We start from the raw sequence: 23,706 nt of genomic DNA on the forward strand, positions 1-23,706 counted from the left end.
ATCGCGACGTCTTGGATGCTCACATGGGATGTTGGAACCCTGCTCACGACACCGGCCAGCTAGACTCGGGTAGTAACAGCAGGGCTTGGAAGGTAGGGCATGAACGACCTCATCGATACCACCGAGATGTACCTGCGGACGATCTATGACCTCGAGGAAGAGGGCGTGGTGCCGCTGCGGGCGCGCATCGCCGAACGTCTGGATCAGAGCGGACCGACCGTGAGTCAGACCGTGTCCCGGATGGAACGAGACGGCTTGCTGCACGTCGCCGGTGACCGCCATCTCGAACTCACCGAGAAGGGCCGCAATCTGGCCGTCTCCGTGATGCGCAAGCACCGTCTCGCCGAGCGGCTGCTCGTCGACGTCATCGGCCTGCCCTGGGAAGAAGTGCACGCCGAGGCGTGCCGCTGGGAGCACGTCATGAGCGAGGACGTCGAACGGCGTCTGGTTCAGGTGCTCGACAATCCGACGACCTCTCCGTTCGGCAACCCGATCCCGGGACTGTCGGAACTCGGTTTCGGCGGGGCCGATGCCGACGAGGACGCGAACCTGGTCCGGCTGACCGAGCTGCCGGCCGGCTCCCCGGTCGCGGTGGTGGTGCGCCAGCTGACCGAACACGTCCAGGGCGATGTCGAGCTGATCGGCAGGCTCAAGGATGCCGGTGTGGTCCCCAATGCGCGCGTAACCGTCCAGGTCGGCGACGATCCGGGCGATCAGGGCGTTCTGATCCTGATGCCCGGACACCAGGACGTCGAGCTGCCCCATCACATGGCCCATGCGGTGAAGGTCGAAAAGGTCTAACCCGCGCGGCGGCCGAAGGTCAGCCGCGGCGGTAATCGGATGCCCAGTTGCCCGGCGATCCGGTAGCCGGACAGCGCCAGCTCACGAATCTGCTCGGGACGCATCCCGGACTGCAACGCACAGTCGAGCATGGTCGCCATCCGGTGCGTCGGATCGATATCGACCGCCTCCTCCAGCGCAATCCCCGCCAGCGGGCCGTCGCCGCGCGCGTAGGCCGAGAACGCGAGCAACGTCAGTACCTCCTGCCGCCATGGCACCGGGACCAACCGCGCCAGCGTCGCCCACAGCGTCTCGGCAGCGGCTGCGGCATCGCCGACCGCCAGGGCGTAGAGCGTGTCTCGGACACGAGGATCACGCAGCGCTCCCACCACGACGACGATGTCGGCATCGGCGGGTTGCTGGCCTGTCGCCACTGCGCGGGCCAGCGTCATGGCCGCCTCGATCGCCCGCCGTGCCGCCGCGGCACTGAGCTGGCCCCGCCGAGCCGATCGCAACACCTGACCCAGCCGCTCACCGCGCGCCGCGTCGGTCGTGGTGACCACGGCCCGTAGCTCGTCACGACGGCGATAGAGCCGGCGCCCACCCAGCACGGCCTCGGCCGCCAGCGGGGAACAGTCCGGGTCATCGATCACCCCGTGCGCACCACATCCGCATACACAGAACCATCGACCGTCGGCGGCAATCCGATCGACGGCGAGCACCGCCAGCAGATCGACCCCTTCCCTCGACATCGACACCGCGAGGTCGTCGGCAAGCTCCCCGTGATCGGCTCCGTCTTCGTCGACGATCACGGCCACGGCCCCGTCATGACCCGATCCGGCCACCACCTCGGCCAGCGCGGTGGTGTTGCCGAGCAGACCGGGCGACAGGTCGACCCGCATGACGCAGCCCATCTCGCCGCCGTCGAGGGTGACGATGGTCAGCGAGTTCTCCGGGACGAAGCCGAGGACCGCCGGCAGTGCGGCGATCAGCGATGCGGGCCGACCGACGTCGAATCCGCGAGGTTGTTGTGTCATACCGATGATCGTCACGGCACGCCACGACGAGTCACCCGGTCTGCGCGACCACGACGGGCGAACTGTGGATCAACCTGGCAATGTGGATAACTCAGGTCACCGCGTCGGCAGTCGGCAGCAGTCGTTCGAGCACATCGGTCAGCGTGATCAAGCCGAGGATGCTGCCGTCGGAGTCGGTCACCACCACAAGATGATTGCGGGTCTCCCGCATGGTCCGCAGCGCGGCATAGGCAGGGATGTCGACCTTCAACTCCAGAGCCGGACGCATCAGGTCGGCGGCCGTGGTGCCGGCGTCGGCCTGCACGGTGTCGCGTACGTGCACGACCCCCAGAACGGCACCGTTGTCGCGGACCAGAAGTCGGAGGTGACCCGTGCGCAGTGACTCGGCCTGGATGTCGGCCGTGGTCGCCGTGGAGCGCACGCTGCTGGGCTCGGCTCCGGTGCGCAACATGTCCCCGATGGTCAGCGCCTCCAGTTCCAGCGCGCTGACCAGATGACCGTGATACCGCTCGTCCAGGGTGCCCACGGTGGCCGAATGCTCCACCAGATGCCGCAGGGCATCGGGATCTTGACCGGTGGCCACCTGGTCGACCGGTTCGACGCCGACCTTGCGCAGACACCAGTTGGCCAGGCGATTCAGCGTGCCGATCACGGGGCGGGTCACCCACATGAACGCCCGCATCGGCAACGCCAACATGGTCGCCGACCGCTCGGGATGGGCGATGGCCCAGGACTTCGGGGCCATCTCGCCGACGACCAGGTGCAGGAACGTCACGATGATCAGCGCGAGCACGAACCCGCCGACATCGGCCAGCCATGACGGCGCACCCCAGCCCGCGATGGCCGGGGTCAACCAATGGTGCACGGCGGGTTTGGTGATCGCGCCCAGCGCCAGGGTGCAGATCGTGATACCCAGCTGCGACCCGGCCAACAGAACCGACAGCTCGGACGCCGAACGCAGCGCGGCGCGTGCCGAGCGGCTGTGCGGCGCCGCATCTTCCAGACGGTGGCGCCGTGCCGCGATCAAGGCGAACTCGACGGCCACGAAGAACGCGCTGGCAGCGATCAGCGACGCGGTCACCAGGGCGACGACCCAGGGGTTACTCATCACCAGCGCCTTCCTGCAAGGCATCGACGGGCACGTCGGCCAGGCTCACCAGAACCCTTGCCGGCACGTGCTTTTCGACGGCCTGGACGGTGGCATCCAGCCGGCGGTGTAACGGCGGATGATCGGCGACCAACTCCGCGGGCTCGACGCCGAGGTCGACCGAGACGGCATCGCCGACACCGGGAAGACCACCGAATTCGGCGATCAGCAGCCCGGCCAGCGTCTCGTAGTCGCCCTCGGGCAGGTCATGGCCGATCACTCGGCTCAATTCGTCGAGCGCGACATCGCCGCGCACCAACCAACCGTCATCGATGGGCACCACGTCATCGTCGGCCGAGTCCTTGTCATGCTCGTCGTCGATCTCGCCGACCAGTTCCTCGGCCAGATCCTCGATGGTGAGCACCCCGGCGAAACCGCCGTACTCGTCGATCACGAGTGCCATCTCGTCGTGCGCCTCGCTGAGGGCGCGCAAAGCCGACGGCAACGGCAGGGTTTCCGGGAGGATCACCGCGGGCCGGCACTTCTCGCCGGCCGTGACCGACGGGTCGGCGGCGTCCAGCAGGTCGTGCAAATGGACAACGCCCACCAGATCATCCGGTGTCGCACCGATCACCGGGTAACGGGTATGACCGCTGGCCATCTTGGTCAACACTGCGCCCACCGGCTCGTCGGCACCGACCACGTCGACGCGGGCCCGGGGGATCATCGCGTGCTCGGTTGTGCGGGTCGGAAAGTCCAGGATGCGGTCCAGCAGGGTGGACAGCTCCTCGGGGATGTCCCCCGCCTCGCGTGAGTCGGCCACGATGTGTTCGAGATCGCGGGCGGTCGCCGAGTGTTCGACGTCGTGCACCGGTTCGATGCGCAGAGCGCGCAGCAGCAGGTTCGACGATGCGTCGAACAGTTTGATCAGCCAGCCGAACACCGCCAGGTAGATGTTGGTGGACAACGCCAGCCAACGGGCCACCGGTTCGGGCCGCGCGATCGCGAGGTTCTTCGGGAAAAGCTCACCGAAGACCATCTGCACCACGGTGGAGAACACCATGGCCAGCACCGTGCCGATGGCGATGCCGAGCCCCAACGGCACGCCGACGCCGCCGAGCAGCTCCCCCAGCCCCTTACCGATGAGCGGTTCGGCGACATAACCGACCAGCAGGCCGGTGACGGTGATGCCCAGCTGGGCGCCGGACAACATGAACGAGGTGCGGCGGGTGACCTGCAATGCGCGCGTGGCGCCGGTGTCACCGGCTTGGGCGCGGGCCTTCAGACGTGACCGGTCGACCGCCATGTAGGCGAACTCCTGGGCTACGAAATAGCCGGTCAGGGCGGTGATGGCAGATACCACCACAATGCCGAGCAGAATTCCGAGCGCGGTCAGCATGTCGCCCCCTGGGCGACACAGGACTTCTCGGTGCCGGTCTCACGGGGCCGGCGGCGGGGTCTTCGGGGTTTGCGCTTGGCGCGTCGCATTGTGCTCTCTGTGTGGTCGGAAACTCCGTCAGCAATAGAGACGAACGACATTGCCGGGAAGTTCCCGCGATGGCGAGATCGGCACACACGCAAAAATGTTCACACGGATTTTGCCGTCCCCGGAATGCGCGCACCCCACCGCGCGCGTAGGACTGCACCCATGGGTTCCACGCAGGAGTACGACCTCGTCGTCATCGGTTCCGGGCCGGGCGGCCAGAAGGCGGCCATCGCCGCGGCCAAACTGGGCAAGTCGGTGGCGGTGATCGAACGTGGCCGGATGCTCGGCGGGGTCTGTGTCAACACCGGGACCATTCCGAGCAAGACCCTGCGCGAAGCCGTCATCTATCTGACCGGCATGAACCAGCGCGAGCTCTACGGGGCCAGCTACCGGGTCAAGGAGAAGATCACCCCGGCCGACCTGCTGGCCCGCACCCAGCACGTCATCGGCAAGGAGATCGACGTGGTCCGCTCGCAGCTCATGCGCAACCGCGTGGAGCTCTACGTGGGGCTCGCACGGTTCCTCGATGCCCACACCGTTCACGTCGAGGACCCGAGCCGCGCCGAACGCGTCACCGTCAGAGGTCGCAACATCGTGATAGCCACCGGCACCACACCGGCCCGGCCCGCCGGTGTCGATTTCGACGCGGAGCGGGTGCTGGACTCCGACGGAATTCTGGATCTCAAGACCATCCCGACATCGATGGTGGTCGTGGGTGCGGGTGTGATCGGCATCGAGTACGCCTCGATGTTCGCCGCCCTGGGCACCAAGGTCACGGTGGTCGAAAAGCGTTCGAACATGCTGGAATTCTGTGATCCGGAGATCATCGAGTCGTTGAAGTTCCACCTGCGCGATCTCGCGGTGACGTTCCGGTTCGGCGAAGAGGTCACCGCGGTGGATGTCGGGCCTTCGGGCACCGTCACCACCCTGGCCAGCGGCAAGCAGATCCCGGCTGAAACCGTGATGTACTCGGCCGGAAGGCAGGGTCAGACCGACGAGCTGGACCTGCCCAACGCCGGCCTGGAGGCCGACAACCGCGGCCGGATCTTCGTCGACGACAACTATCAGACCAAGGTCGACCACATCTACGCCGTCGGCGACGTCATCGGCTTCCCCGCGCTGGCCGCGACGTCGATGGACCAGGGCAGGTTGGCGGCGTATCACGCCTTCGGCGAGCCGTGCCACGCGATGACCGAGCTGCAGCCCATCGGCATCTACTCGATTCCCGAGGTGTCCTACGTCGGCGCCACCGAGGTCGACCTGACCAAGGAGTCGGTGCCCTACGAGGTCGGAGTGTCGCGGTATCGGGAACTGGCCCGCGGACAGATCGCCGGCGACTCCTACGGCATGCTCAAGCTCCTGGTGTCGACCGAAGATCTTCGCCTGCTGGGTGTACACATCTTCGGGACCAACGCCACCGAGATGGTGCACATCGGTCAGGCGGTGATGGGCTGTGGCGGCAGCATCGAGTACCTCGTCGATGCGGTGTTCAACTACCCCACCTTCTCGGAGGCCTACAAGGTGGCCGCGCTGGACGTGATGAACAAGCTGCGCGCGCTCAACCAGTTCCGGAGCTGACGGGGGAAGGACCGCCACCTGTGCGGTGTTGAGACGATGTCGGGGTACCCGTCATGCCAGGGTCCGCCGACATGCGAGACACTAGTGAACAGGAGGTGAACCTGATGTCTGATTCCCAGGAGCAGCACTACCAGCCCGAGCAGAATGGGATGTACGAGCTGGAGTTCCCCGCACCACAGCTGTCTGCCGTCGACGGCAGCGGACCGGTTCTGATTCACGCGTTGGAGGGGTTCTCCGACGCCGGGCATGCCATCCGGTTGGCGGCAGAGCATCTGAAGAACACCCTCGACACCGAATTGGTGGCGTCCTTCGCCATCGACGAGTTGCTCGACTACCGCTCGCGTCGACCGCTGATGACGTTCAAGACCGACCATTTCAGCGGCTACGAGCAGCCCGAACTGAACCTCTACGCACTGCGTGACAGCGTCGGCACGCCGTTTCTGCTGCTGGCCGGGATGGAGCCGGACCTGCGCTGGGAGCGTTTCGTGACCGCGGTGCGGTTGCTCGCCGAACGTCTCGGTGTCCGGCGGACGATCGGGCTGGGCACCATCCCGATGGCGGTACCGCACACCCGGCCGGTCACGCTCACCGCGCATTCGCCGAACTCGGAGCTGATCGCCGGTCACACGCCGTGGGTCGGTGAAGTGCAGGTCCCCGCCAGCGTGTCCAGCCTGCTGGAGTTCCGCATGGGCCAGCACGGCCACGATGTGCTCGGTTTCACCGTCCACGTGCCGCACTATCTGGCCCAGACCTCCTATCCCCCGGCCGCCGAGACGCTGTTGGCCGAGGCAGCTCGGGCCGGTTCGCTGGATATCCCGCTGACCGCGCTCGGCGAGGCCGCCATCGACGTGCACACCAAGATCAACGAACAGGTCGAGGCCAGTTCGGAGGTCGCTCAGGTGGTGGCAGCGCTCGAGCATCAGTACGATGCATTCGTTGCCGCACAGGAAAATCGTTCGCTGCTCGCCCGCGACGAGGACCTGCCGAGCGGTGACGAGTTGGGCGCCGAGTTCGAACGGTTCCTGGCCCAGCAGGACGACAACAAGCGGGGCGGCTTCCCGGACAGTTTCCCCGACGGCGGGGACCGTACCTGAAGCTTCTCACCAGCGAGGAGTGGCGCAGATGGCCGATCGCACGACCAAGCTGCGCAGCGTGCGTGAGGTCACCCCGAATCTGAAGTTCCAGACCATCCACGGTTACCGACGGGCATACCGGATCGCCGGATCCGGCCCCGCGGTGCTACTCATCCACGGCATCGGCGACAACTCCACCACCTGGCACACGGTGCAGACGATGTTGGCGCGCCGCTTCACCGTGATCGCGCCCGACCTGCTCGGCCACGGGCAGTCGGACAAGCCGCGTGCGGACTACTCGGTGGCCGCGTACGCCAACGGTATGCGCGACCTGCTCAGCGTCCTCGACATCGATCGGGTGACGGTCGTCGGGCATTCGCTCGGCGGCGGCGTGGCCATGCAGTTCGCCTATCAGTTCCCGCAGTTCGTGGATCGCCTGGTACTCGTCGGCGCGGGCGGCGTCACCAAGGACGTCAACATCGCACTGCGCATCGCGGCGCTGCCGGGAGTCAGCGAGTCGTTGGCCCTGCTGCGCGTGCCCTTGGTGCTGCCGGCCCTGCAAGCCATCGGCCGCGTCGGCGGAACGGTGTTCGGCTCGACCGGGGTGGGCCGCGATCTTCCCGACATGTTGCGGGTGCTGGCCGACCTGCCCGAGCCCACCGCGTCCTCGGCGTTCGCCAGGACTCTGCGCGCGGTCGTGGACTGGCGCGGTCAGGTGGTCACCATGCTCGACCGCTGTTATCTGACCGAATCGGTTCCTGTGCAACTGATCTGGGGCAAGCAAGATTCGGTCATCCCGGTCAGCCATGCCCACCTGGCACATGCCGCCATGCCCGGCTCGGAACTGCACATCTTCGACAAGTCCGGACATTTCCCGTTCCATGACGATCCCGAGCGTTTCGTCGAGCTCGTCGAGCGATTCATCAACACCACCGCGCCCTCGGTGCACGACCACGAAATGCTGCGCGCGTTGTTGCGCACCGGCATTCGCGAGCGCACGATCACCGGCCCGCTGGACACCAGGGTGGCCGTGCTCGACGCGATGGGCGCCGACGAACGCAGCGCCACCTGAGGCCCGATCGCGCCTAGAATCGGCTCATGGCCGTCGACGTCGATGTGTTGCGAGTGTTCACCAATGCGGACGGAAGGTTCGGCAATCCGCTCGGTGTGATCGATGCCGCCACCGTCGATCCGGCCGACCGCCAACGGATCGCGACCGAATTGGGTTACAGCGAAACAGTATTCATCGACATCCCCGAGCCGGGCGCGGCCAGCGCCCATGTCCGCATTTTCACCCCGGCCGCCGAGATACCGTTCGCCGGGCACCCGACCGTCGGGACGTCGTGGTGGCTGAAGGATCGCGGTATGCCGGTGCGGACGCTGCAGGTTCCCGCCGGACTGGTGCAGGTGGACTACATCGACGATGAGTTCACCGCCATCAGCGCCCGGTCGGAGTGGGCACCGGAGCTGGCGATCTACGAATTCGAGTCGGCCGAGCAGGTGCTGACGGCCGATCCGACCGACTACGTCGACGATGTCGAGCATTATCTCTGGGCGTGGACCGATCGTGCGGCTGGGGCGCTGCGCTCCCGGATGTTCGCGCCACACCTGGGGATCCCCGAGGATGAGGCGACGGGCGCAGCGGCGGTCCGGATGACCGACCATCTCAATCGCGATCTGCTGATCACCCAGGGCGAGGGATCGCAGATCCGGACCTGGTGGGACCCCACCGGATGGGTGAAGGTGGCCGGCCGGGTGATCGACGACGGAAGGCGGCGGCTCGGATGAACGACGTCAGCCGGCGGTGTTGACGCGCCGGTGGGCGCGCAGGGCCTCGATCTCGCGCTCGAAATCGTCGGCAGAGGAGAACGATCGGTACACCGAGGCGAAGCGCAGATAGGCAACTTCGTCGAGGTCACGCAGCGGGCCCAGGATGGCCAACCCGACCTCGTTGCTGGGGATCTCCGGAGAGCCCGCGGCCCGCACGGCGTCTTCGACCTGTTGGGCCAGCAGATTCAGCGCATCATCGTCGACCTGGCGGCCCTGGCATGCCCGTCGCACGCCCTTGATGACCTTTTCCCTGCTGAACGGCTCAGTGACGCCGCTGCGTTTGACGACTGCCAGCACCGCGGTCTCGACGGTGGTGAAGCGCCTGCCGCACTCAGGGCAGGATCGCCGGCGCCGGATCGCCTGGCCCTCGTCGGTCTCGCGGGAATCGACCACGCGCGAATCAGGGTGACGACAGAACGGACAGTGCATCACCGCTCCTTCGCCGCACCACAGCTGCACCAGATTTGACGCTTCCGAGCGTACCTGCATGGTGCGGATGCGGTGCGACCCCGTGCCGGTGCGCACGATCTCAGCCGATCGGTGCGATGAGGGTCTGCCCGGTCCGCAGGCTGCCGGAGTCCAGCTTGTTCAGTTCGCGGATCCGCTCGACGACGGAGTCGGCAGGCACATCGGGGGCGACCCGCGCCGCGATGCTCTGCAGCGTCTCACCGGTCTGCACCTCCACGACCGACAACCTGGTAGGCACCTCGACCGGTTGCTCTATCGCGGAACCGCCGAGGTTGGCGACGAAACCCAGCCACAGCGTGAATGCACCGGCCAGCAACGCCAGCAGCACGGTCGCGGCCGGGGTGATCGGCCTGCGGTGCGAGGCACGCGACATCAGCACCCCCGTGCCGCGATGACCGATCGGCGCACCGCCGGGACGGCGATCCTGTGGCCGCCGACGCCGCCGCACCACGACATCGCGAGGCAGTGGCCACACCTCGGCCTCAGACGGGGTGCGCCGCAGGACTTCCTGCCGCCGGGTGGGGCCGGACGTCCGGCGCTCACGCACATCGCTACGTGCTTCCAGAATCGTCATGTGCCTGCCTCCTTGAGGTGTGTTCGCTTCTATGTTCGAACTGTAGTCGATCATCTGTTCGAACGATAGAACACGTGATCGAACTGTTAGCGAACGATATCGACACCCACCGACAAGTGGACGACCGCGAGTGCCGCGGATTGCGCTTTGCTCAATTCAATTGCTCACAATTGAATTGAGCACTAGAGTCGTAGCCATGACCGCCGGACGCCTCGACGAACAGCTGTGCTTCGCGCTGTACTCGGCTTCCCGCCTGATGACCGCGGCCTATCGGCCACTCCTGGACGAACTGGGCATCACCTACCCCCAGTACCTCGTACTACTGGCCCTCTGGGAGGACGACCCCAGCACCGTCGGACACCTGGGCCGGCGGCTGCACCTGGACTCCGGCACCCTCTCACCATTGATCAAACGCCTGGAGACCGCCGGCCTGGTGGTGCGTCACCGAGCCACCGCCGACGAACGTCGCGTCGAGGTCGCGCTCACCCCCGCCGGGCGCGCCCTCGAAGAACATGCCGCCTGCATTCCACAGCGCCTACTGGCCGCCACCGCTGCCCGACCCGATGAGGTCGGCGCGTTACGCGATGCCCTCCGAGGACTTGTCGACCAGCTCAGCTCCCCGCAATGACCGAGAACGACGAAAGGACACCCACCGATGAAGAAGCTCTACACCGCCGAAGCCCTGGCCACCGGCGAGGGACGTGACGGACACGGCCGCACCTCCGACGGGAAAGTCGATGTCGCACTGAGCATTCCCAAGGAGATGGGCGGGTCCGGCGCAGGCACCAATCCCGAGCAACTGTTCGCCGTCGGTTACGCGGCATGCTTCCACTCCGCCCTCCGACTGGTCGCCCGCGAACACAAGGCCGATGTCACCGACTCCGCCGTCGGCGCCCGGGTGACACTCGGGGCCGCCGACGACGGCGCGTTCGGTCTTGCCGTCGAACTGGAGATCGTGCTGCCCAACGTGGACCACGACACCGCCACCGAGCTCGCCGAGGCCGCCCACCGGGTGTGCCCCTACTCCAATGCCACCCGCGGCAACATCGAGGTGACGCTGACCGTGACCGATGAGTGAGCTCTGCCGATCGCGCAGCCATCACGCCACGGAAGGGCGCGACACGCCTCGAACACATGTTTGATTATCGGGGCGGCTGCGACTACATTCGGCGACATGAGCGACAGCAGCGACACCCCTGAGGCACGCTCCGGCCTGACCGAGCGTCAGCGCACCATCCTGGAGGTCATCCGATCGTCGGTGACCACCCGCGGTTACCCACCGAGCATCCGGGAGATAGGGGACGCGGTGGGGCTCACCTCGACGTCCTCGGTCGCCCACCAACTGCGCACCCTGGAGCGCAAGGGCTATCTGCGGCGTGACCCCAACCGTCCACGCGCGGTCGACGTGCGCGGTGCCGACGAGGTGATCACCCCGATCGTGGCCACCGATGTCGCGGGCTCGGATGCGCTACCGGAACCAACCTTCGTCCCGGTGCTCGGCAGAATCGCGGCGGGCGGACCGATCCTGGCCGAGGAGGCCGTGGAGGACGTGTTCCCGCTGCCCAAGGAGCTGGTCGGCGAGGGGTCGCTGTTCCTGCTGAAGGTAGTCGGCGAATCCATGGTCGACGCGGCCATCTGCGATGGCGACTGGGTGGTCGTGCGCCAACAGAACGTGGCCGACAACGGCGATATCGTCGCGGCGATGATCGACGGCGAGGCCACGGTCAAGACGTTCAAGCGGACCAAGGGTCAGGTGTGGCTGATGCCGCACAACCCGGCGTTCGAACCCATCGACGGTAACGATGCGGTGGTGCTCGGCAAGGTCGTCACCGTGATCCGCAAGGTGTGATCAGTCGGCGTCGGATCAGTCGGCGCGGATGAATCCGTTCGCGCGCGCGAACTCCTCACTGGAGAACCAGATCTCGGCCTCGGTATCGCGGTAGCCGCGGCTACCGGGCGCCCAGTAGAGACCGGTCTTGGTATCGGCCTTGATGGGGTAGCCCTCCGGTGCGCGGTAGCGATCGGTGGTCGCCAGTCGCATCGAGGTCCAACCGGCGTCATCGTCATCATCGTCCCCGCCGGCGGCGGCATGGCGTCCGCCGGTCACCTCGGGTTCCGGGGCCGGCAGGGTCGGCTCGGGTTCGAAGTTCTCGGCACGGAAGTCCGACTCGACGAAATCCGACTCCTCATAATCCGGCTCCGCGAAATCCGCCTCGGCGAAGACGGACTCAGCCGGCTGCGGTGTGAGCGTCTCGATCCGGGTCGGGGCGGTGTCGACATCATCTTCGTCGTCGTCGAACTGCAGCAGTTCTTCCGGCCGGTCGGTGTCGGCACCATCATCGACGAGCGGATCGACGCCGAGGTCATCGGCTTCCGCAGCATCGCTGTCCCGGGGGTCGTAGCCGGCAGCGGTGTCGATCGGATCGACGGTGAACGAGCCCGCCGACACGACCGGTGACAGCGATGCCCACGGGTCCTGCGGCGGCGGACCATAGCCGCCGTCGCGATCCTCGGCCCGGTCATCGCGTTGGTCATCGCGTTGGTCGTCGTTGTGGTGATCGTCTTGGCCATAGCCGTAGTAGCCACGGTCGTACGGATCGTCGTCGAAAGCTTCGTCGAACCGGTCCTCGTCACCGGACCGCCGGTTGCGCAGCACTGCGACGGCGATCACGGCGATCAGACCCACCACCGGGATGAGACCGAGCAACCACCACCAGCGCCAGGTGTACCACTTGTCGCCGCTGTCGCTGCCGCCGTTGGCCTGCGGCCCGTCGGCCGGCGCCTGTGGGGAATCGGCCCCGGGAACCTGCAGGCCCGCCAGCTGCGACTGCAAGCCCGCGGGCTCCGTGCTGAACCGGTTGGCCGCCTTGTCCCACGAGATGGATCCGCCGTTGAACTGTTGATTGATCACGCCACCGTTGTCGGTCTGATCGCTCTTGGGTGCGCCGAGTTCGCCGGTCGCGCCACCCAGCTTCTGCCAGGCGGCATTCATGGCCCCACGGACGATGACCGCACCGAAGTCGGGGGTCCAGAAGATGACGGGCTTGTCCTCGGCGGCGAAGGGCACCACCGCGCTCTGCGGTGCCAGCCCGCCGTCCGCCTCGCTGGCGGTGGGGAACCCGAGATCCCCGGTCGGCCCGCCGACACTCTCGTACTTGGCCAGGATCTGCCCCGTGACCACGTTGGCACCGGTCTGCGGGCTGTAGAAGATCTTGCCGCCCGCATAGTTCTGCCCGACGCCGTCGGCGCCGATCGCATACTGGGCCCCGTCTTCGGCACCGAGCGGCCCCAGTTCGCCGCCGGCGGCCCGACGTGCCGCGGCGATGGCCGATGCCGCGTCGGAAGGCACCTGCACCGCCCCGAGTTGGGCGGCCAGCTCGGGCGGCGTGGTGGTGAACGCCCGCGTCTTGCGATCCCACGAGATCTGGCCGCCGGTGAACTTCTGGGAGACGACGTCACCGTCGATGGTCTCGTCATCGGCAGGCACGCCGAGCACGCCCGCCGATCCACCCAGAGCGTCCCAGGCGCTGTTGATGGCTCCGCGCACCACCCGCGCGCCGGTTCCCGGCGTCCAGAAGATCACCGGGTTGTCGGGCGCGTTGAATGTCACGTTGCGGCTGTCGGCCGCGCGTCCGGGCCCCTCGTCGATGGTCGGGAATCCCAGGTCACCGGTGGGGCCACCCAGGGATTCGTACTTTTCCAGGATGGCGCCGGACATGATGTGCGCGCCGGTCTGCGGGGTGAAGAAGATCTTGCCCCCGGCGAAATTCTGGCCGAAGCCAGGCCCGGCCGGGTACACGCCGCCGTCCTTGGGACCGAGTGGTCCCTCCGCACCGCCGCCGGCGGTCTCCCACGCGACGGTGATCGCCGCATCGGCGTCGCCTTCCGGTGTCGCCGACGCCTGCGGTGCCAGCAGCACCGTCGCGGCCATCAGCCCGGCACTTACCAGCACTGCTGCCGCCCGCCCGGCAAAGCTGCCGAGTCGGGTTCGCTGCCTGGTCATTCGGTCCTCCCGGAAGTCGTGCAAAACCCCACGAAAGTATCGTGTTCGTCAACTTTGCGACAGTTGTCGGCGAACTCGTGGGATATCGCCACCTGCGGCGACGGCGTGTCGGACCTGCTAGACCCCCAGACTGCGACCGATGATCTCCTTCATGATTTCGGTGGTGCCGCCGTAAATCGTCTGGATCCGGGAGTCCAGGAACGCCCGGGCGATCGGGTATTCGCGCATGTAGCCGTAGCCGCCGTGCAGTTGCAGGCACCGGTCCACCAGACGCACCTGCGCCTCGGTGCTGAACCATTTGGCCATCGCAGCCTGCTCGACGGTCAGCTTTCGATCGAGGTGCAGCTTGACGAACTCGTCGACCATGACCCGGATCGCGGTGGCCTCGGTGGCCAGCTCGGCAAGCAGGAAACGGCTGTTCTGGAAGCTCCCGATCGGCTTGCCGAAGGCCTTGCGTTCCTTGGTGTACTGCAGCGTCTCTTCCAGCGCTGACTCCATCGCCGCGGCGGCCATCACCGCGATGCTGATGCGCTCCTGCGGCAGGTTCTGCATCAAGTAGAGGAAGCCCATGCCCTCTTGGCCGAGGAGGTTCTCGACCGGAACTCGCACATCGGTGAACGACAATTCGGCGGTGTCCTGGGCCTCCAGACCGATCTTGTCCAGGTGCCTGCCTCGCTCGAAGCCCTCCATACCGCGCTCGACCACCAGCAGCGAGAAGCCCTGTGCACCCTTGTCGGGGTCGGTGCAGGCCACCACGATCACCAGGTCCGCGTGAATACCATTGGTGATGAACGTCTTCGATCCGTTGAGGACGTAGTGGTCACCGTCGCGGACGGCGCGGGCCTTGATCCCCTGCAGGTCGCTGCCGGTGCCCGGCTCGGTCATTGCGATCGCCGTGATCAATTCGCCGCTGCAGAACCCGGGCAGCCAGCGTTGCTTCTGCTCCTCGGTGGTCAGCTCGATCAGGTACGGGGCGATCACGTCGTTCTGCAGGGTGAATCCGAGGCCGCTGTGCCGGCCGGCGCTGGTCTCCTCGGTGATGACGACGTTGTAGCGGAAATCCGGATTACCGCCGCCGCCGTACTCCTCGGGCACGGCCATCCCGAGAAAGCCCTGCTTACCGGCCTCGCGCCACACCTCACGGTCGACGATCTTCGCCTTCTCCCATTCCTCCCGGAACGGCGCGGCATGGCGCTCCAGGAAGGCACGGTACGACTCGCGGAACAATTCATGCTCGGGCTCGAACAACGTGCGGTCGTATTTGACGGCGCCCATCTGTGACCTCCGGTACTGGTTATCGGTTGGGTGACGACCAACATATACCAACCAGATGGTTGGTCGAACGTCGCTGGTTGGTCGGACGTGGCACCGATCGCCCTACGATGAGCCGGTGCCGCGCAGCAGCCTCGCCCATTGGGGCCTTTTCTCCGCCGAGGTGGCCGAAGGCGATATCACCGCGGTGACGCCGGCCGCCGGTGACGCCGACCCCTCTCCCCTGCTCGGGAATCTGCCGGGCTCGCTGCGACACCGGGCCCGCATCACCGGCCCGGCGGTGCGGGCGGGTTGGTTGCGCGACGGACCCGGGCCCAGCGACCGGCGCGGCGCCGACGAGTTCGTCGCGCTCACCTGGCCCGAACTGACCGAGCTGCTCGCCGACGAACTGCGACGGGTCATCGACGACCACGGCAATGAGGCCATCTACGGCGGTTCCTATGGATGGGCCAGTGCCGGGCGCTTCCACCACGCCCAAAGCCAGGTGCACCGGTTCCTCAAGCTGCTCGGCGGATACACCTCGTCGCGGCACTCCTACAGTCTCGGTGCCACCGGGGTGATCATGCCCCGCGTCGTGGGCACCCACGACGACCTGTTCAAGCGCTCGACGTCCTGGGATGTCATCGTCGAGCACACCGATCTACTGGTGGCCTTCGGCGGTCTGGCACTGAAGAACACCGGGATCAATCACGGTGGTACGTCGGCACATCCGGCCCGCGACGCACTGCGCCGGTTGCGCGATCGAGGCGGTCGTATCGTCTCGTTCTCCCCGCTGCGCGACGATGTCGACGGTGAGTGCGAATGGCATGCGCCCGTGCCGGGCACCGATGTTGCCGTCATGCTGGGATTGGCGCATGTGCTGGCCACCGAGGGGCTGGCCGACCGCCGGTTCCTCGACGAGTACTGCACCGGCTACGACCGGTTCGAGCGCTACCTGTTGGGCACCGATGACGGCGTGCCCAAGACGCCGGCGTGGGCGGCCGAGATCAGCGGTCTGTCCGCCACCGACATCACCGCACTGGCGCGCCGGATGGCCGCCGCGCGAACGCTGGTGACCGTCAGTTGGTCACTGCAACGCATCCGACACGGTGAGCAGGCCCCCTGGATGGGTCTGACGCTGGCCGCCATGCTGGGCCAGATCGGTCTGCCCGGAGCGGGTTTCGGGCACGGGTACGGTTCGATGAACGAACCGGGGCTGCCGCCGTTGCGCCATCCGCTGCCGGTCCTGCCCCAGGGGCCGAACCGGGTGCAGACCTTCATACCGGTGGCGGCGGTCAGCGACATGCTGCTGCACCCGGGGGAACCGTTCGACTACAACGGCCGTCGGCTCACCTATCCCGACATCCGGCTGGTGTATTGGGCCGGCGGCAATCCGTTCCACCACCACCAGAACATCGGCCGGTTGCGGCGCGCACTTGCCCGGCCGGACACCATCGTCGTCCACGATCCGTACTGGACGGCGATGGCCAAGCACGCCGATATCGTCGTGCCCTCCACCACCGCCTATGAACGTGACGACTACTCCGGATCCAAGAACGATCCGCTGCTGGTCGCGATGCCTGCTCTTGCCGAGCCCCACGCTCAGTCGCGCGACGACTACACGACCTTTTCCGAGCTCGCCGAGCGGCTCGGTGTGGGCGAGCAGTTCACCGAGGGCAGGACCGCGCGGCAGTGGCTGCGCCACTTGTATGAGACATGGTCGGCCGGACTGGATTTCGCGGTGCCCACCTTCGATCAGTTCTGGGCCGACGGTCAGCTCAGGCTGCCCACCGAGTCCGGGCTGACCCTGCTGGCCGACTACCGCGCCGATCCGCGGGCACATCCGCTGCACACCCCCAGCGGGCGCATCGAGATCTTCTCGGCCGATATCGACTCCTTCGACTACGCCGACTGCGTGGGCCACCCGGCCTGGTTCGAGCCGACCGAGTGGCTGGGCGGCCACCGCGCGCGCGACTATCCGCTGCATCTGCTGGCCAACCAGCCGACCAGCCGACTACACAGCCAGCTCGATATCGGCGCGGTCAGCCAAGACTCCAAGGTCGCTGGCCGCGAACCGATCCGGATCCATCCGAGCGACGCGGCCGAGCGGGGGCTCACCGACGGCGATGTGGTGCGGGTGTTCAACGATCGCGGTGCCTGCCTGGCCGGCGTGGTCATCGACGCGCGTGTGCGCCCGCGGGTCGTGCAACTCGCCACCGGCGCCTGGTACGACCCGCTGGATCCCGGCGACCCGGATTCACTGTGCGTGCACGGTAATCCGAATGTGCTCACCGACGATGTCGGCACCTCGTCGTTGGCGCGCGGGTGCAGCGGCGCACATGTGCTGGTCGAGGTGCAGCGCTATGAGCAGCCGCTTCCTCCGGTGCGGGCGCACGAGCCGCCGGTCGTTCGTCAACCCCGGCCTTCCCCCGCCCCGCTGGACAGCCGCGGACCGATCAGATCGACGAACGCGTCGACCACGCGATAGGTGTCGGCCATCGGCAGGTCGCGCAGGATGGACGCGGACAGCATGGTCGAGATGATGCCCCAGGCCATGATCGCGGTGTCGGCCGATCCCTGTTCGCCCATGGCGGCGAAGTCCGTGGCCAGGGTGCGCTGGGCGACGGAGGCGAATCGATCCATCAGGTCGCGGGCATTGGCGTCAGTGGTGTTCTGCAACAGCATGCAGACCTTGAAGAACGCCGGCCGACGTTCGAAGCTGGTGATGATGCCGCGCATCTTCTCGCGGACCTGCTGTTCGGTGGCCGGTCGGACCGCTTCCGCCGCGGCGAAAACCGGTTGCGCCCACTGCATCAGGACCGCGGCGTAAACGTGCTCCTTGGAGCTGAAGTATCGGTACAGGGTGCCCAATGCGACTCGGGCGTGATCGGCGACATCGCGCATCTGGATCTGCTCGTAGTCCTGTGACTTCAGCAGATCCAGTGCCGCATCGACGATCTGGGCCCGGCGGGCCCGCTTGTAGTCGGGCAGCTCGGTGTCGCCGGTGGTCATGCGCGCGGTAGTCCGAGGATCATGGTGGCGATGATATTGAGCTGGATCTCGACGGTGCCACCGCCGATGACCTCCGCAGGCATCATCAACGTGTCGGCCACTGCGGGGTGGTCGGCGCCACCCACCATGGCGGCCCGACCGCTGAAAGCCAGCGCGTCGGCGGTCACCCGGCGCACCAACAGTGCGGTGCCGACCTTGCCGACGCTGGACGCCGGGCCGGGCCCGTGTCCGGCGAGCCGGCGCAGGGTGTCGCGCACCGCGAGCGCGCCGATGGCGTTGGTGGCGGCCCGTACCCGGCCCAACGCGTGCCGCACCATGACACCCGCCGGACCGGCCTGACGGGCCAGCGCCCGCAATTCACGTTCCTTGTCCAGTTTGGCGTAGGCACCGATGGCCACCCGTTCGTTGGCCATCGTGGCCAGCGCATGCGACCAGCCCGCGGTCGGCTCACCGACCAGCATGTCATCGGGCACGAAGACATCGTCGAAGAACACCTCGTTGAAATGCTCGTCACCGCTGGCGGTTCGCAGCGGCCGGATGGTGATGCCCGGGCTCGTCATATCGATCAGGAAGTAGCCGATGCCCCGGTGCTTGGCGGCCTGCGGATCCGTCCTGGCCAGCAGCGCACCCCAGTCGGCGCGCTGCGCCGAGGAGGTCCACACCTTCTGCCCGTCGATCCGCCAGCCGCCCTCGACCTTGGTCGCCCTGGTCGTCAAGGACGCCAGATCCGATCCGGCGCCGGGTTCGGAGAACAGCTGACACCACCCGATCTCACCGCGCAGCGTCGGCACCGCGAAGCGCTCCCGTTGGCCGTCGGTGCCTTCGGCGATAACCGTCGGCAGTATCCACTGTGCGATTCCCAACGATGGCCGGGTAAGCGTTGGCCGCCGGTCGAATTCCTCGTCGATGACGAGCTGTTGGGCCGGCGTGGCGTCCAGCCCCCACGGCGCGGGCAGATATGGCGCGACGAGTCCGGCATCGGCCAGTGCGGTCCGGCGCGGACCGGTCCAGAAGTCCTCGTACTCGGGGTTCTGCCGGCCCGGCGCCTCGTTGTCCAGCTGCGCCGCGGCGTCGATCAGCGCGGCGATCTGCCCCCGGAACCGCTCTTCCACACCGGCCAGCTCGATGCCGAAATCTCTTGGCTGCCGGTCGGGTTCCCCGAGCAGCTCGGCCCATTCGGCGACACCGCCCGCGGCGGCGGCCAGGCTGATCGACCGCTTCCAGTACAGGTGCAGGTCGTGCTCCCAGGTGTACCCGATGGCCCCGAACATCGTCAGCGCATCGACCACCAGATCCGGCAGCTTGCCGATCGCCGCGATGGCAGCGCCTGCGGCGGCGATCTCGTGTTGCTCGATCGGTTGTTCGGCGCCGCGCACCGCATCCCATGCGGCGGCGGCGGCAAGTTCACTGTCGATGAACAGCATGGCCGCCTTGTGCTGCAGGGCCTGGAACGCCCCGATGCGGCGTCCGAACTGTTCGCGCACCTTCAGATAGGCGACCACATTGTCCACACACCAGCGCGCGATCCCCGCTGCCTCGGCCGCCATCAGGCCGATCGCATGGCACCGCGCCCGCACCGGGTCGACACCGGCCAGCACGGCATCGGCCGCGACGGGTGCGTCGGCGCACGACAGGGTGCCGACATCCCGGGTCAGATCGGTCGGGGCGGCCGCCTGCACCACCACCCCCGGCCCGGCAGCGTTGATCAGAAACCAGAGTCTTTGCGCCGCATCGGTATCGGCGGCAACGATCACATGCTCCGCGGCGGCCACGCCGAGCTGCGGTCCGGCCGCGCCGGTCAGCCGCCACCCTGCGCCGTCGGGTTCGGCCCGCAGCACGCCATCGCTCGGCAGCAACACCGCCATCGGGCCACCCGCGGCGAGGGCCTCGCGCGCGGCGCGCACCGCCGGTTGTTCCGGCAGGTCTGCAATGACGGCACCGGCGATCATCGTGGGCAGCAGCGGGCCGGGCAGCAGACCGTAGCCCGCGGCGTCGATGACGCAGGCGGCATCGACGAAACCCCCACCCTGCTCGGGCAATTGAACCCCGTGCAGTCCGTTGGCGACCAAGGCCGCCCAGAACGCCGGGCGTTCCCCGGCTGCGAGGGCGTCGAACTGCGACCGGGTCAGTTCCAGTCCGCCGTGCCTGCGGGCGAAACCCGCCATCGCCTCGGTCAGCTGTACCTGTTCATCGGTGAGTGCCAGCGCCATGTCTCCCCTATTCGGCGGCGGTGTAGTGCAACAGGGTGATATCGGCGCCGTCGGGTTCGGTGAACACCGGCGTCATGGCCATACCGATGCGCAGTCGAGCCGGATCGACGCCGACGATCTCGGTGGCCAGCCGCGGCCCCTCGGTCCACTGCACCACGCCGAGCAGATGCGGAACGGCATCGGCGAACTGAGGGGCGACCGGTCGCTGTGCGACGGCGAAGCTGACCAGGGTGGCATCACCGGAGATCTGGCGCCAGGACAGATCATCGGCCAGGGTGCCGGGCGCCAGGATGCGCGGATAGAACACGTAGGCATCCGATGACGGTGAGAATTGCACCCACACCTCGTGCCGGCGCAGGCCATCCCAGAACGGTGCCGAGGTCGGCGTGGGCAGTGGCACTGGCCGGGCCGACGACTCGGTCATCAATCCCCCTCCAGGACGAGAGCTTCTTGTTCGCTGAGCACGCCACCGTTGCCCGAGACGAAGGCGCGGTGACAGTCCGCGACCTGGGTTGCCCCGGCGCGTCCCATCAGCTGCCGGGTGGCATCGCACACATGGTGCATGCCACCGGCATTGCCGGGCTGGCCGTAGCCGAGCTGTCCGCCTGCGGTGTTCATCGGGAAGTCACCGCGGAAGGTCAGGTCGTGGTCGGTGACGAACCGCATTCCCGTGCCCTTGGCACAGAAACCCGCGTCCTCCAACGTCAGCAGGGCGGTGATGGTGTAGCAGTCGTAGATCGACACCATGTCCATGTCGGCCGGGGTCAGGCCGGCCATCCCGAAGGCGGATTCGGCGACCTTCACCATCGGTGTCTGGAGCGGATCGGCGGCATAGACCGGGGACTTGTAGGGCACCCGTTCGCCGAACCCCTTGATCCAGACCGGTCGGTGGCGGCCGGCGCGGGCCAGTTCGGCATTGGTGACGAGCACTGCCGATCCCCCCATGCACGGCATGACGATTTCCAGCATGTGCAGCGGAGACGCGATGATCGGGCTGTCCAGGACATCGGCGATGGTCACCGGTTTGTCCCGGAACACCGCCCCGGGTGTGTGGTTGGCGTTCACCCGCTGGTCGACGACGATCTTGGCCATCGCGGTCTCGTCGTATCCGTATGCGGCCGAGTACATCTGGGCGACCTGCGCGTACGGACCGTTCTGTCCGAGGTAGCCGTAGGGAATCTCGAACTCGGCCTGCGGCGAGCCGTACCGGAAGCTGGACGCCCCGTAGTACAGCGCGTCGCCGGGATCGTAGGGACGCTCCGCCGACATCGGGGTCAGGTAGTTGGCTGGGATGGCGCACAGCACCGCCTGGCAGAGCCCCAGTTCGATCGCCGCCGCCGCGCGCCACACCATGGCCGCGCCCGAGGCGCCGCCGAGATCGACGATCTCGGCGAAATTGACCGCCAGACCCAGATACTCGGCGACTGTGGAGGGGACGAACAGCTGGGACTCCATGACCCCGCAGGTCACCAGCCCGTCGACCTGCTGGACCGACAGCCCCGCGTCGGCCACCGCCGCGGCCGCCAACCGCGCCCACTGTTCGATGGTGAACTCCGCGGTCCCGGTCGGCTTCCGCGTCGCAGGTAGCTCGTGAAACCCGACGATCGCTGCGTCACCACGCAAACCCAACGCCATCTCCCTCCGTGGTCCCGGACGTCCCACGCTATTAGAATGAGATTCTATTTTCAATCTGCGGTTTACGCTCCCGTCAGCCCGCTCGAGTGCAACGATCCGAAGAGTCGGCGAACAACCACGACGAGGGGGATCCGATGCGCACTGCGCGGCGTGCCACCACAACTCTGATCACGGTGCTCCTCGCGATCATCGTCTCGATCACCTCGACGCTGACCTTGGCCGCCGCACTGGCCGCCACCGCGCTCATCGTCCCCGGCACGGGCACCCCCAACGCCAACGGGATCGACGGTTATCTGGAGAACGCCAGGGACTACTACATCGCCCCGTTCAACCCGGCCTGCACCAAGGACAACGACTGCACGCTGGAAGGCATCAACTACCCGGCCCAGTTCTGGCCCATCCCGCTGCCCGGCTGGGGCGGTCTGACCGGCGACAAATGGGATGTGTCGACCGGAGCGGGACTCTCCACGCTCAACGGCACGCTGGTCGACACCCTGGCACAGAACCCGGCGAACACCCCGGTAATCCTGATGGGCTACTCCCAGGGCGCCAACATCGTCAGCAGGGAAAAGCGCAATCTCGCCGGACTTCCCAAGGACCAGAACTACCTGTCCTTCGTCATGATCGGAAACACGAACCGGCCCAACGGCGGCCTGTTCGAGCGACTGGCCTTCCTCGGGCACGTGCCGATCCTGGACGCCACGTTCGGGCTGCCTGCACCCACCGACACCTGCGACCACATCTGCGCCACCGATATCGCCTTCCAATACGACGGCGTCTCCGACTTCCCGATCTACCCCGTCAACGCGCTCGCCGTGCTGAACGCGATCGCGGGCTTCTGGTACGTGCACGGCACCTACCTGGCCCCCAACCAGAAAGACGTCGGCGAACTGCCCGACGACTACACCCCCGAGGAACTCGCCGTCGAACTGGCCGATCAGGACAACTGGGAGGAGCACGGCGACACGCGCTACGTCACCATCCCGACCCGCACACTTCCGATCGTGCGGCCGTTCCTCGAATTCGCCGCCTTCACCGGCACCGGGTTCCTGATCACTCCGATCGTCGACTTCGTCGCCCCGCTGCTGCGGGTGCTCATCGATACCGGTTACGACCGCACCCTCAGCTACGGTGTGCCCGCACCGTTCCGGTTGATCCCCCGGATCAACCCGGTGACCTTCGTCCAGGACGTCGCGGCCGCGATCGGCGAGGGTTTCCAGGCCGCCTTCGGCCCGAAGCCCGTTCCGGCACCGGCACAACCGGCCGCCATCGTGCGCGACGAGCAGCGCACCCCGGTGACCGTGCCGCCCGACACCTACACCGACACGGACACCGACGGCGCGGACGTGCTGCCGCTCGCACGCTCGATCGATACCACCACGGCCGGCGACGAGTCCGGCGATACCGCAGACCTGCTCAAGGAAGACCCGAGCAGCCAGGACCTCCGCGAAGAGGACCGTTCCGGCGATGATCTGCGCGCGGACCTGCGCGACGATCTGCGCGATCAGGACCTGCGTGACGAGGACGACTCAGCGCAAGCCCCGACCATCGAGGTGCTGCACCCCGATGATGCGAAGACCGAGGATTCGAGCGTCACGACATCGATCGTGACACCCGACGATACGAAGACCGACAGCCATTCCGATCCATCGCCCGCCGGCGACGCGGCGGCCGCCTGACCC

General features: G+C 67.2%; 21 protein-coding genes. 10 read left to right on the forward strand and 11 right to left on the reverse strand.

What is annotated here, in order from left to right:
- Window positions 1–99: 99 nt before the first annotated feature.
- Window positions 100–801: a metal-dependent transcriptional regulator gene (locus G154_RS05095; RefSeq protein ID WP_019512984.1), complete on the forward strand. Its 702-nt coding sequence runs from the start codon at window positions 100–102 to the stop codon at window positions 799–801.
- Here the strand turns inward: G154_RS05095 and G154_RS05100 are convergent.
- The 3 genes from G154_RS05100 to G154_RS05110 all read right to left on the reverse strand — a co-directional run bounded on the left by G154_RS05100 (window position 798) and on the right by G154_RS05110 (window position 4,303).
- The gene (locus G154_RS05100; protein WP_023985649.1) at window positions 798–1,817 is read right to left on the reverse strand and encodes a DUF4192 domain-containing protein; all 1,020 of its coding nucleotides are present in this window, start codon (window positions 1,815–1,817) and stop codon (window positions 798–800) included. The two genes, G154_RS05095 and G154_RS05100, sit on opposite strands and share 4 nt — an antisense overlap.
- Window positions 1,818–1,908: 91 nt before the next feature.
- The gene (locus tag G154_RS05105; protein ID WP_019512986.1) at window positions 1,909–2,925 is read right to left on the reverse strand and encodes a hemolysin family protein; all 1,017 of its coding nucleotides are present in this window, start codon (window positions 2,923–2,925) and stop codon (window positions 1,909–1,911) included.
- Entirely contained in the window at window positions 2,918–4,303 is a 1,386-nt protein-coding gene (locus G154_RS05110) for a hemolysin family protein (RefSeq protein WP_019512987.1), read from the reverse strand. Before G154_RS05110 ends, G154_RS05105 begins: the two co-directional genes overlap by 8 nt.
- A 249-nt stretch (window positions 4,304–4,552) precedes the next feature.
- Between G154_RS05110 and sthA the strand changes: the two genes are divergently transcribed.
- The 4 genes from sthA (at window position 4,553) to G154_RS05130 (ending at window position 8,829) form a co-directional block, all read left to right on the forward strand.
- Complete coding sequence (gene sthA / locus G154_RS05115) at window positions 4,553–5,968, forward strand: Si-specific NAD(P)(+) transhydrogenase (RefSeq protein ID WP_019512988.1); 1,416 nt, start codon at window positions 4,553–4,555, stop codon at window positions 5,966–5,968.
- Between the two features lie 104 nt (window positions 5,969–6,072).
- On the forward strand, window positions 6,073–7,062 hold the full coding sequence (locus G154_RS05120; protein ID WP_023985648.1) for a proteasome assembly chaperone family protein: 990 nt from the start codon (window positions 6,073–6,075) through the stop codon (window positions 7,060–7,062).
- Window positions 7,063–7,090: 28 nt separating this feature from the next.
- On the forward strand, window positions 7,091–8,113 hold the full coding sequence (locus G154_RS05125) for an alpha/beta fold hydrolase (protein ID WP_023985647.1): 1,023 nt from the start codon (window positions 7,091–7,093) through the stop codon (window positions 8,111–8,113).
- A gap of 26 nt (window positions 8,114–8,139) precedes the next feature.
- A complete protein-coding gene (locus G154_RS05130) occupies window positions 8,140–8,829 on the forward strand; it encodes a PhzF family phenazine biosynthesis protein (protein ID WP_019512991.1) in 690 nt (229 codons plus the stop codon).
- Window positions 8,830–8,835: 6 nt separating this feature from the next.
- On the opposite strand, the gene nrdR is transcribed toward G154_RS05130, so the two are convergent.
- Window positions 8,836–9,300 (reverse strand): transcriptional regulator NrdR, encoded by a 465-nt coding sequence (gene nrdR, locus G154_RS05135; protein ID WP_023985646.1) that lies wholly within the window; start codon window positions 9,298–9,300, stop codon window positions 8,836–8,838.
- Between the two features lie 100 nt (window positions 9,301–9,400).
- Window positions 9,401–9,913, reverse strand: coding sequence for a LysM peptidoglycan-binding domain-containing protein (locus G154_RS05140; protein WP_019512993.1), 513 nt, complete (start codon window positions 9,911–9,913; stop codon window positions 9,401–9,403).
- 196 nt (window positions 9,914–10,109) lie between these two features.
- Between G154_RS05140 and G154_RS05145 the strand changes: the two genes are divergently transcribed.
- The 3 genes from G154_RS05145 (at window position 10,110) to lexA (ending at window position 11,762) form a co-directional block, all read left to right on the forward strand.
- Window positions 10,110–10,541, forward strand: coding sequence for a MarR family winged helix-turn-helix transcriptional regulator (locus G154_RS05145; protein ID WP_019512994.1), 432 nt, complete (start codon window positions 10,110–10,112; stop codon window positions 10,539–10,541).
- Between the two features lie 27 nt (window positions 10,542–10,568).
- Window positions 10,569–10,991, forward strand: coding sequence for an organic hydroperoxide resistance protein (locus G154_RS05150; RefSeq protein ID WP_019512995.1), 423 nt, complete (start codon window positions 10,569–10,571; stop codon window positions 10,989–10,991).
- Between the two features lie 96 nt (window positions 10,992–11,087).
- Complete coding sequence (gene lexA, locus G154_RS05155; protein ID WP_019512996.1) at window positions 11,088–11,762, forward strand: transcriptional repressor LexA; 675 nt, start codon at window positions 11,088–11,090, stop codon at window positions 11,760–11,762.
- A gap of 15 nt (window positions 11,763–11,777) precedes the next feature.
- On the opposite strand, the gene G154_RS05160 is transcribed toward lexA, so the two are convergent.
- Window positions 11,778–13,916: an LGFP repeat-containing protein gene (locus G154_RS05160; protein ID WP_023985644.1), complete on the reverse strand. Its 2,139-nt coding sequence runs from the start codon at window positions 13,914–13,916 to the stop codon at window positions 11,778–11,780.
- A 117-nt stretch (window positions 13,917–14,033) separates the two neighbouring features.
- Window positions 14,034–15,191: an acyl-CoA dehydrogenase family protein gene (locus tag G154_RS05165; RefSeq protein ID WP_019512998.1), complete on the reverse strand. Its 1,158-nt coding sequence runs from the start codon at window positions 15,189–15,191 to the stop codon at window positions 14,034–14,036.
- Between the two features lie 115 nt (window positions 15,192–15,306).
- On the opposite strand from G154_RS05165, the gene G154_RS05170 reads away from it, so the two are divergent.
- A complete protein-coding gene (locus G154_RS05170; protein ID WP_019512999.1) occupies window positions 15,307–17,655 on the forward strand; it encodes a molybdopterin-dependent oxidoreductase in 2,349 nt (782 codons plus the stop codon).
- Here the strand turns inward: G154_RS05170 and G154_RS05175 are convergent.
- From G154_RS05175 to G154_RS05190, 4 genes are read right to left on the reverse strand one after another with little or no spacing between them, the layout of a single operon-like run.
- Window positions 17,580–18,179: a TetR/AcrR family transcriptional regulator gene (locus G154_RS05175; RefSeq protein ID WP_019513000.1), complete on the reverse strand. Its 600-nt coding sequence runs from the start codon at window positions 18,177–18,179 to the stop codon at window positions 17,580–17,582. The genes G154_RS05170 and G154_RS05175 overlap by 76 nt on opposite strands.
- Window positions 18,176–20,389 carry an acyl-CoA dehydrogenase gene (locus tag G154_RS05180; protein ID WP_019513001.1) on the reverse strand — a complete coding sequence of 738 codons (2,214 nt, stop codon included), beginning with the start codon at window positions 20,387–20,389 and terminating at the stop codon, window positions 18,176–18,178. The genes G154_RS05175 and G154_RS05180 overlap by 4 nt, the downstream gene beginning before the upstream one ends.
- Window positions 20,390–20,396: 7 nt before the next feature.
- Window positions 20,397–20,813: a Zn-ribbon domain-containing OB-fold protein gene (locus G154_RS05185; RefSeq protein ID WP_019513002.1), complete on the reverse strand. Its 417-nt coding sequence runs from the start codon at window positions 20,811–20,813 to the stop codon at window positions 20,397–20,399.
- Complete coding sequence (locus G154_RS05190) at window positions 20,813–22,018, reverse strand: thiolase family protein (RefSeq protein WP_023985643.1); 1,206 nt, start codon at window positions 22,016–22,018, stop codon at window positions 20,813–20,815. The genes G154_RS05185 and G154_RS05190 overlap by 1 nt, the downstream gene beginning before the upstream one ends.
- A gap of 140 nt (window positions 22,019–22,158) precedes the next feature.
- On the opposite strand from G154_RS05190, the gene G154_RS05195 reads away from it, so the two are divergent.
- A complete protein-coding gene (locus tag G154_RS05195) occupies window positions 22,159–23,703 on the forward strand; it encodes a PE-PPE domain-containing protein (RefSeq protein ID WP_023985642.1) in 1,545 nt (514 codons plus the stop codon).
- Window positions 23,704–23,706: the final 3 nt, after the last annotated feature.

The organism is Mycobacterium sp. VKM Ac-1816D, from assembly GCF_000416385.1.
In the GTDB taxonomy this organism is placed as follows: Bacteria; Actinomycetota; Actinomycetes; order Mycobacteriales; family Mycobacteriaceae; genus Mycobacterium; species Mycobacterium neoaurum_A.

Excerpts from the sequence above, each read along its gene's own strand:
- G154_RS05185 (WP_019513002.1), bottom strand. The coding sequence starts at position 20,813 with ATGACCGAGTCGTCGGCCCGGCCAGTGCCACTGCCCACGCCGACCTCG.
- G154_RS05095 (WP_019512984.1), top strand. The coding sequence starts at position 100 with ATGAACGACCTCATCGATACCACCGAGATGTACCTGCGGACGATCTAT.
- G154_RS05110 (WP_019512987.1), bottom strand. The coding sequence starts at position 4,303 with ATGCTGACCGCGCTCGGAATTCTGCTCGGCATTGTGGTGGTATCTGCC.
- G154_RS05140 (WP_019512993.1), bottom strand. The coding sequence starts at position 9,913 with ATGACGATTCTGGAAGCACGTAGCGATGTGCGTGAGCGCCGGACGTCC.
- G154_RS05100 (WP_023985649.1), bottom strand. The coding sequence starts at position 1,817 with ATGACACAACAACCTCGCGGATTCGACGTCGGTCGGCCCGCATCGCTG.
- G154_RS05195 (WP_023985642.1), top strand. The coding sequence starts at position 22,159 with ATGCGCACTGCGCGGCGTGCCACCACAACTCTGATCACGGTGCTCCTC.
- G154_RS05165 (WP_019512998.1), bottom strand. The coding sequence starts at position 15,191 with ATGGGCGCCGTCAAATACGACCGCACGTTGTTCGAGCCCGAGCATGAA.
- G154_RS05130 (WP_019512991.1), top strand. The coding sequence starts at position 8,140 with ATGGCCGTCGACGTCGATGTGTTGCGAGTGTTCACCAATGCGGACGGA.
- G154_RS05120 (WP_023985648.1), top strand. The coding sequence starts at position 6,073 with ATGTCTGATTCCCAGGAGCAGCACTACCAGCCCGAGCAGAATGGGATG.
- G154_RS05160 (WP_023985644.1), bottom strand. The coding sequence starts at position 13,916 with ATGACCAGGCAGCGAACCCGACTCGGCAGCTTTGCCGGGCGGGCGGCA.
- G154_RS05145 (WP_019512994.1), top strand. The coding sequence starts at position 10,110 with ATGACCGCCGGACGCCTCGACGAACAGCTGTGCTTCGCGCTGTACTCG.
- G154_RS05125 (WP_023985647.1), top strand. The coding sequence starts at position 7,091 with ATGGCCGATCGCACGACCAAGCTGCGCAGCGTGCGTGAGGTCACCCCG.
- G154_RS05175 (WP_019513000.1), bottom strand. The coding sequence starts at position 18,179 with ATGACCACCGGCGACACCGAGCTGCCCGACTACAAGCGGGCCCGCCGG.
- G154_RS05150 (WP_019512995.1), top strand. The coding sequence starts at position 10,569 with ATGAAGAAGCTCTACACCGCCGAAGCCCTGGCCACCGGCGAGGGACGT.
- G154_RS05180 (WP_019513001.1), bottom strand. The coding sequence starts at position 20,389 with ATGGCGCTGGCACTCACCGATGAACAGGTACAGCTGACCGAGGCGATG.
- nrdR (WP_023985646.1), bottom strand. The coding sequence starts at position 9,300 with ATGCACTGTCCGTTCTGTCGTCACCCTGATTCGCGCGTGGTCGATTCC.
- G154_RS05105 (WP_019512986.1), bottom strand. The coding sequence starts at position 2,925 with ATGAGTAACCCCTGGGTCGTCGCCCTGGTGACCGCGTCGCTGATCGCT.
- sthA (WP_019512988.1), top strand. The coding sequence starts at position 4,553 with ATGGGTTCCACGCAGGAGTACGACCTCGTCGTCATCGGTTCCGGGCCG.
- lexA (WP_019512996.1), top strand. The coding sequence starts at position 11,088 with ATGAGCGACAGCAGCGACACCCCTGAGGCACGCTCCGGCCTGACCGAG.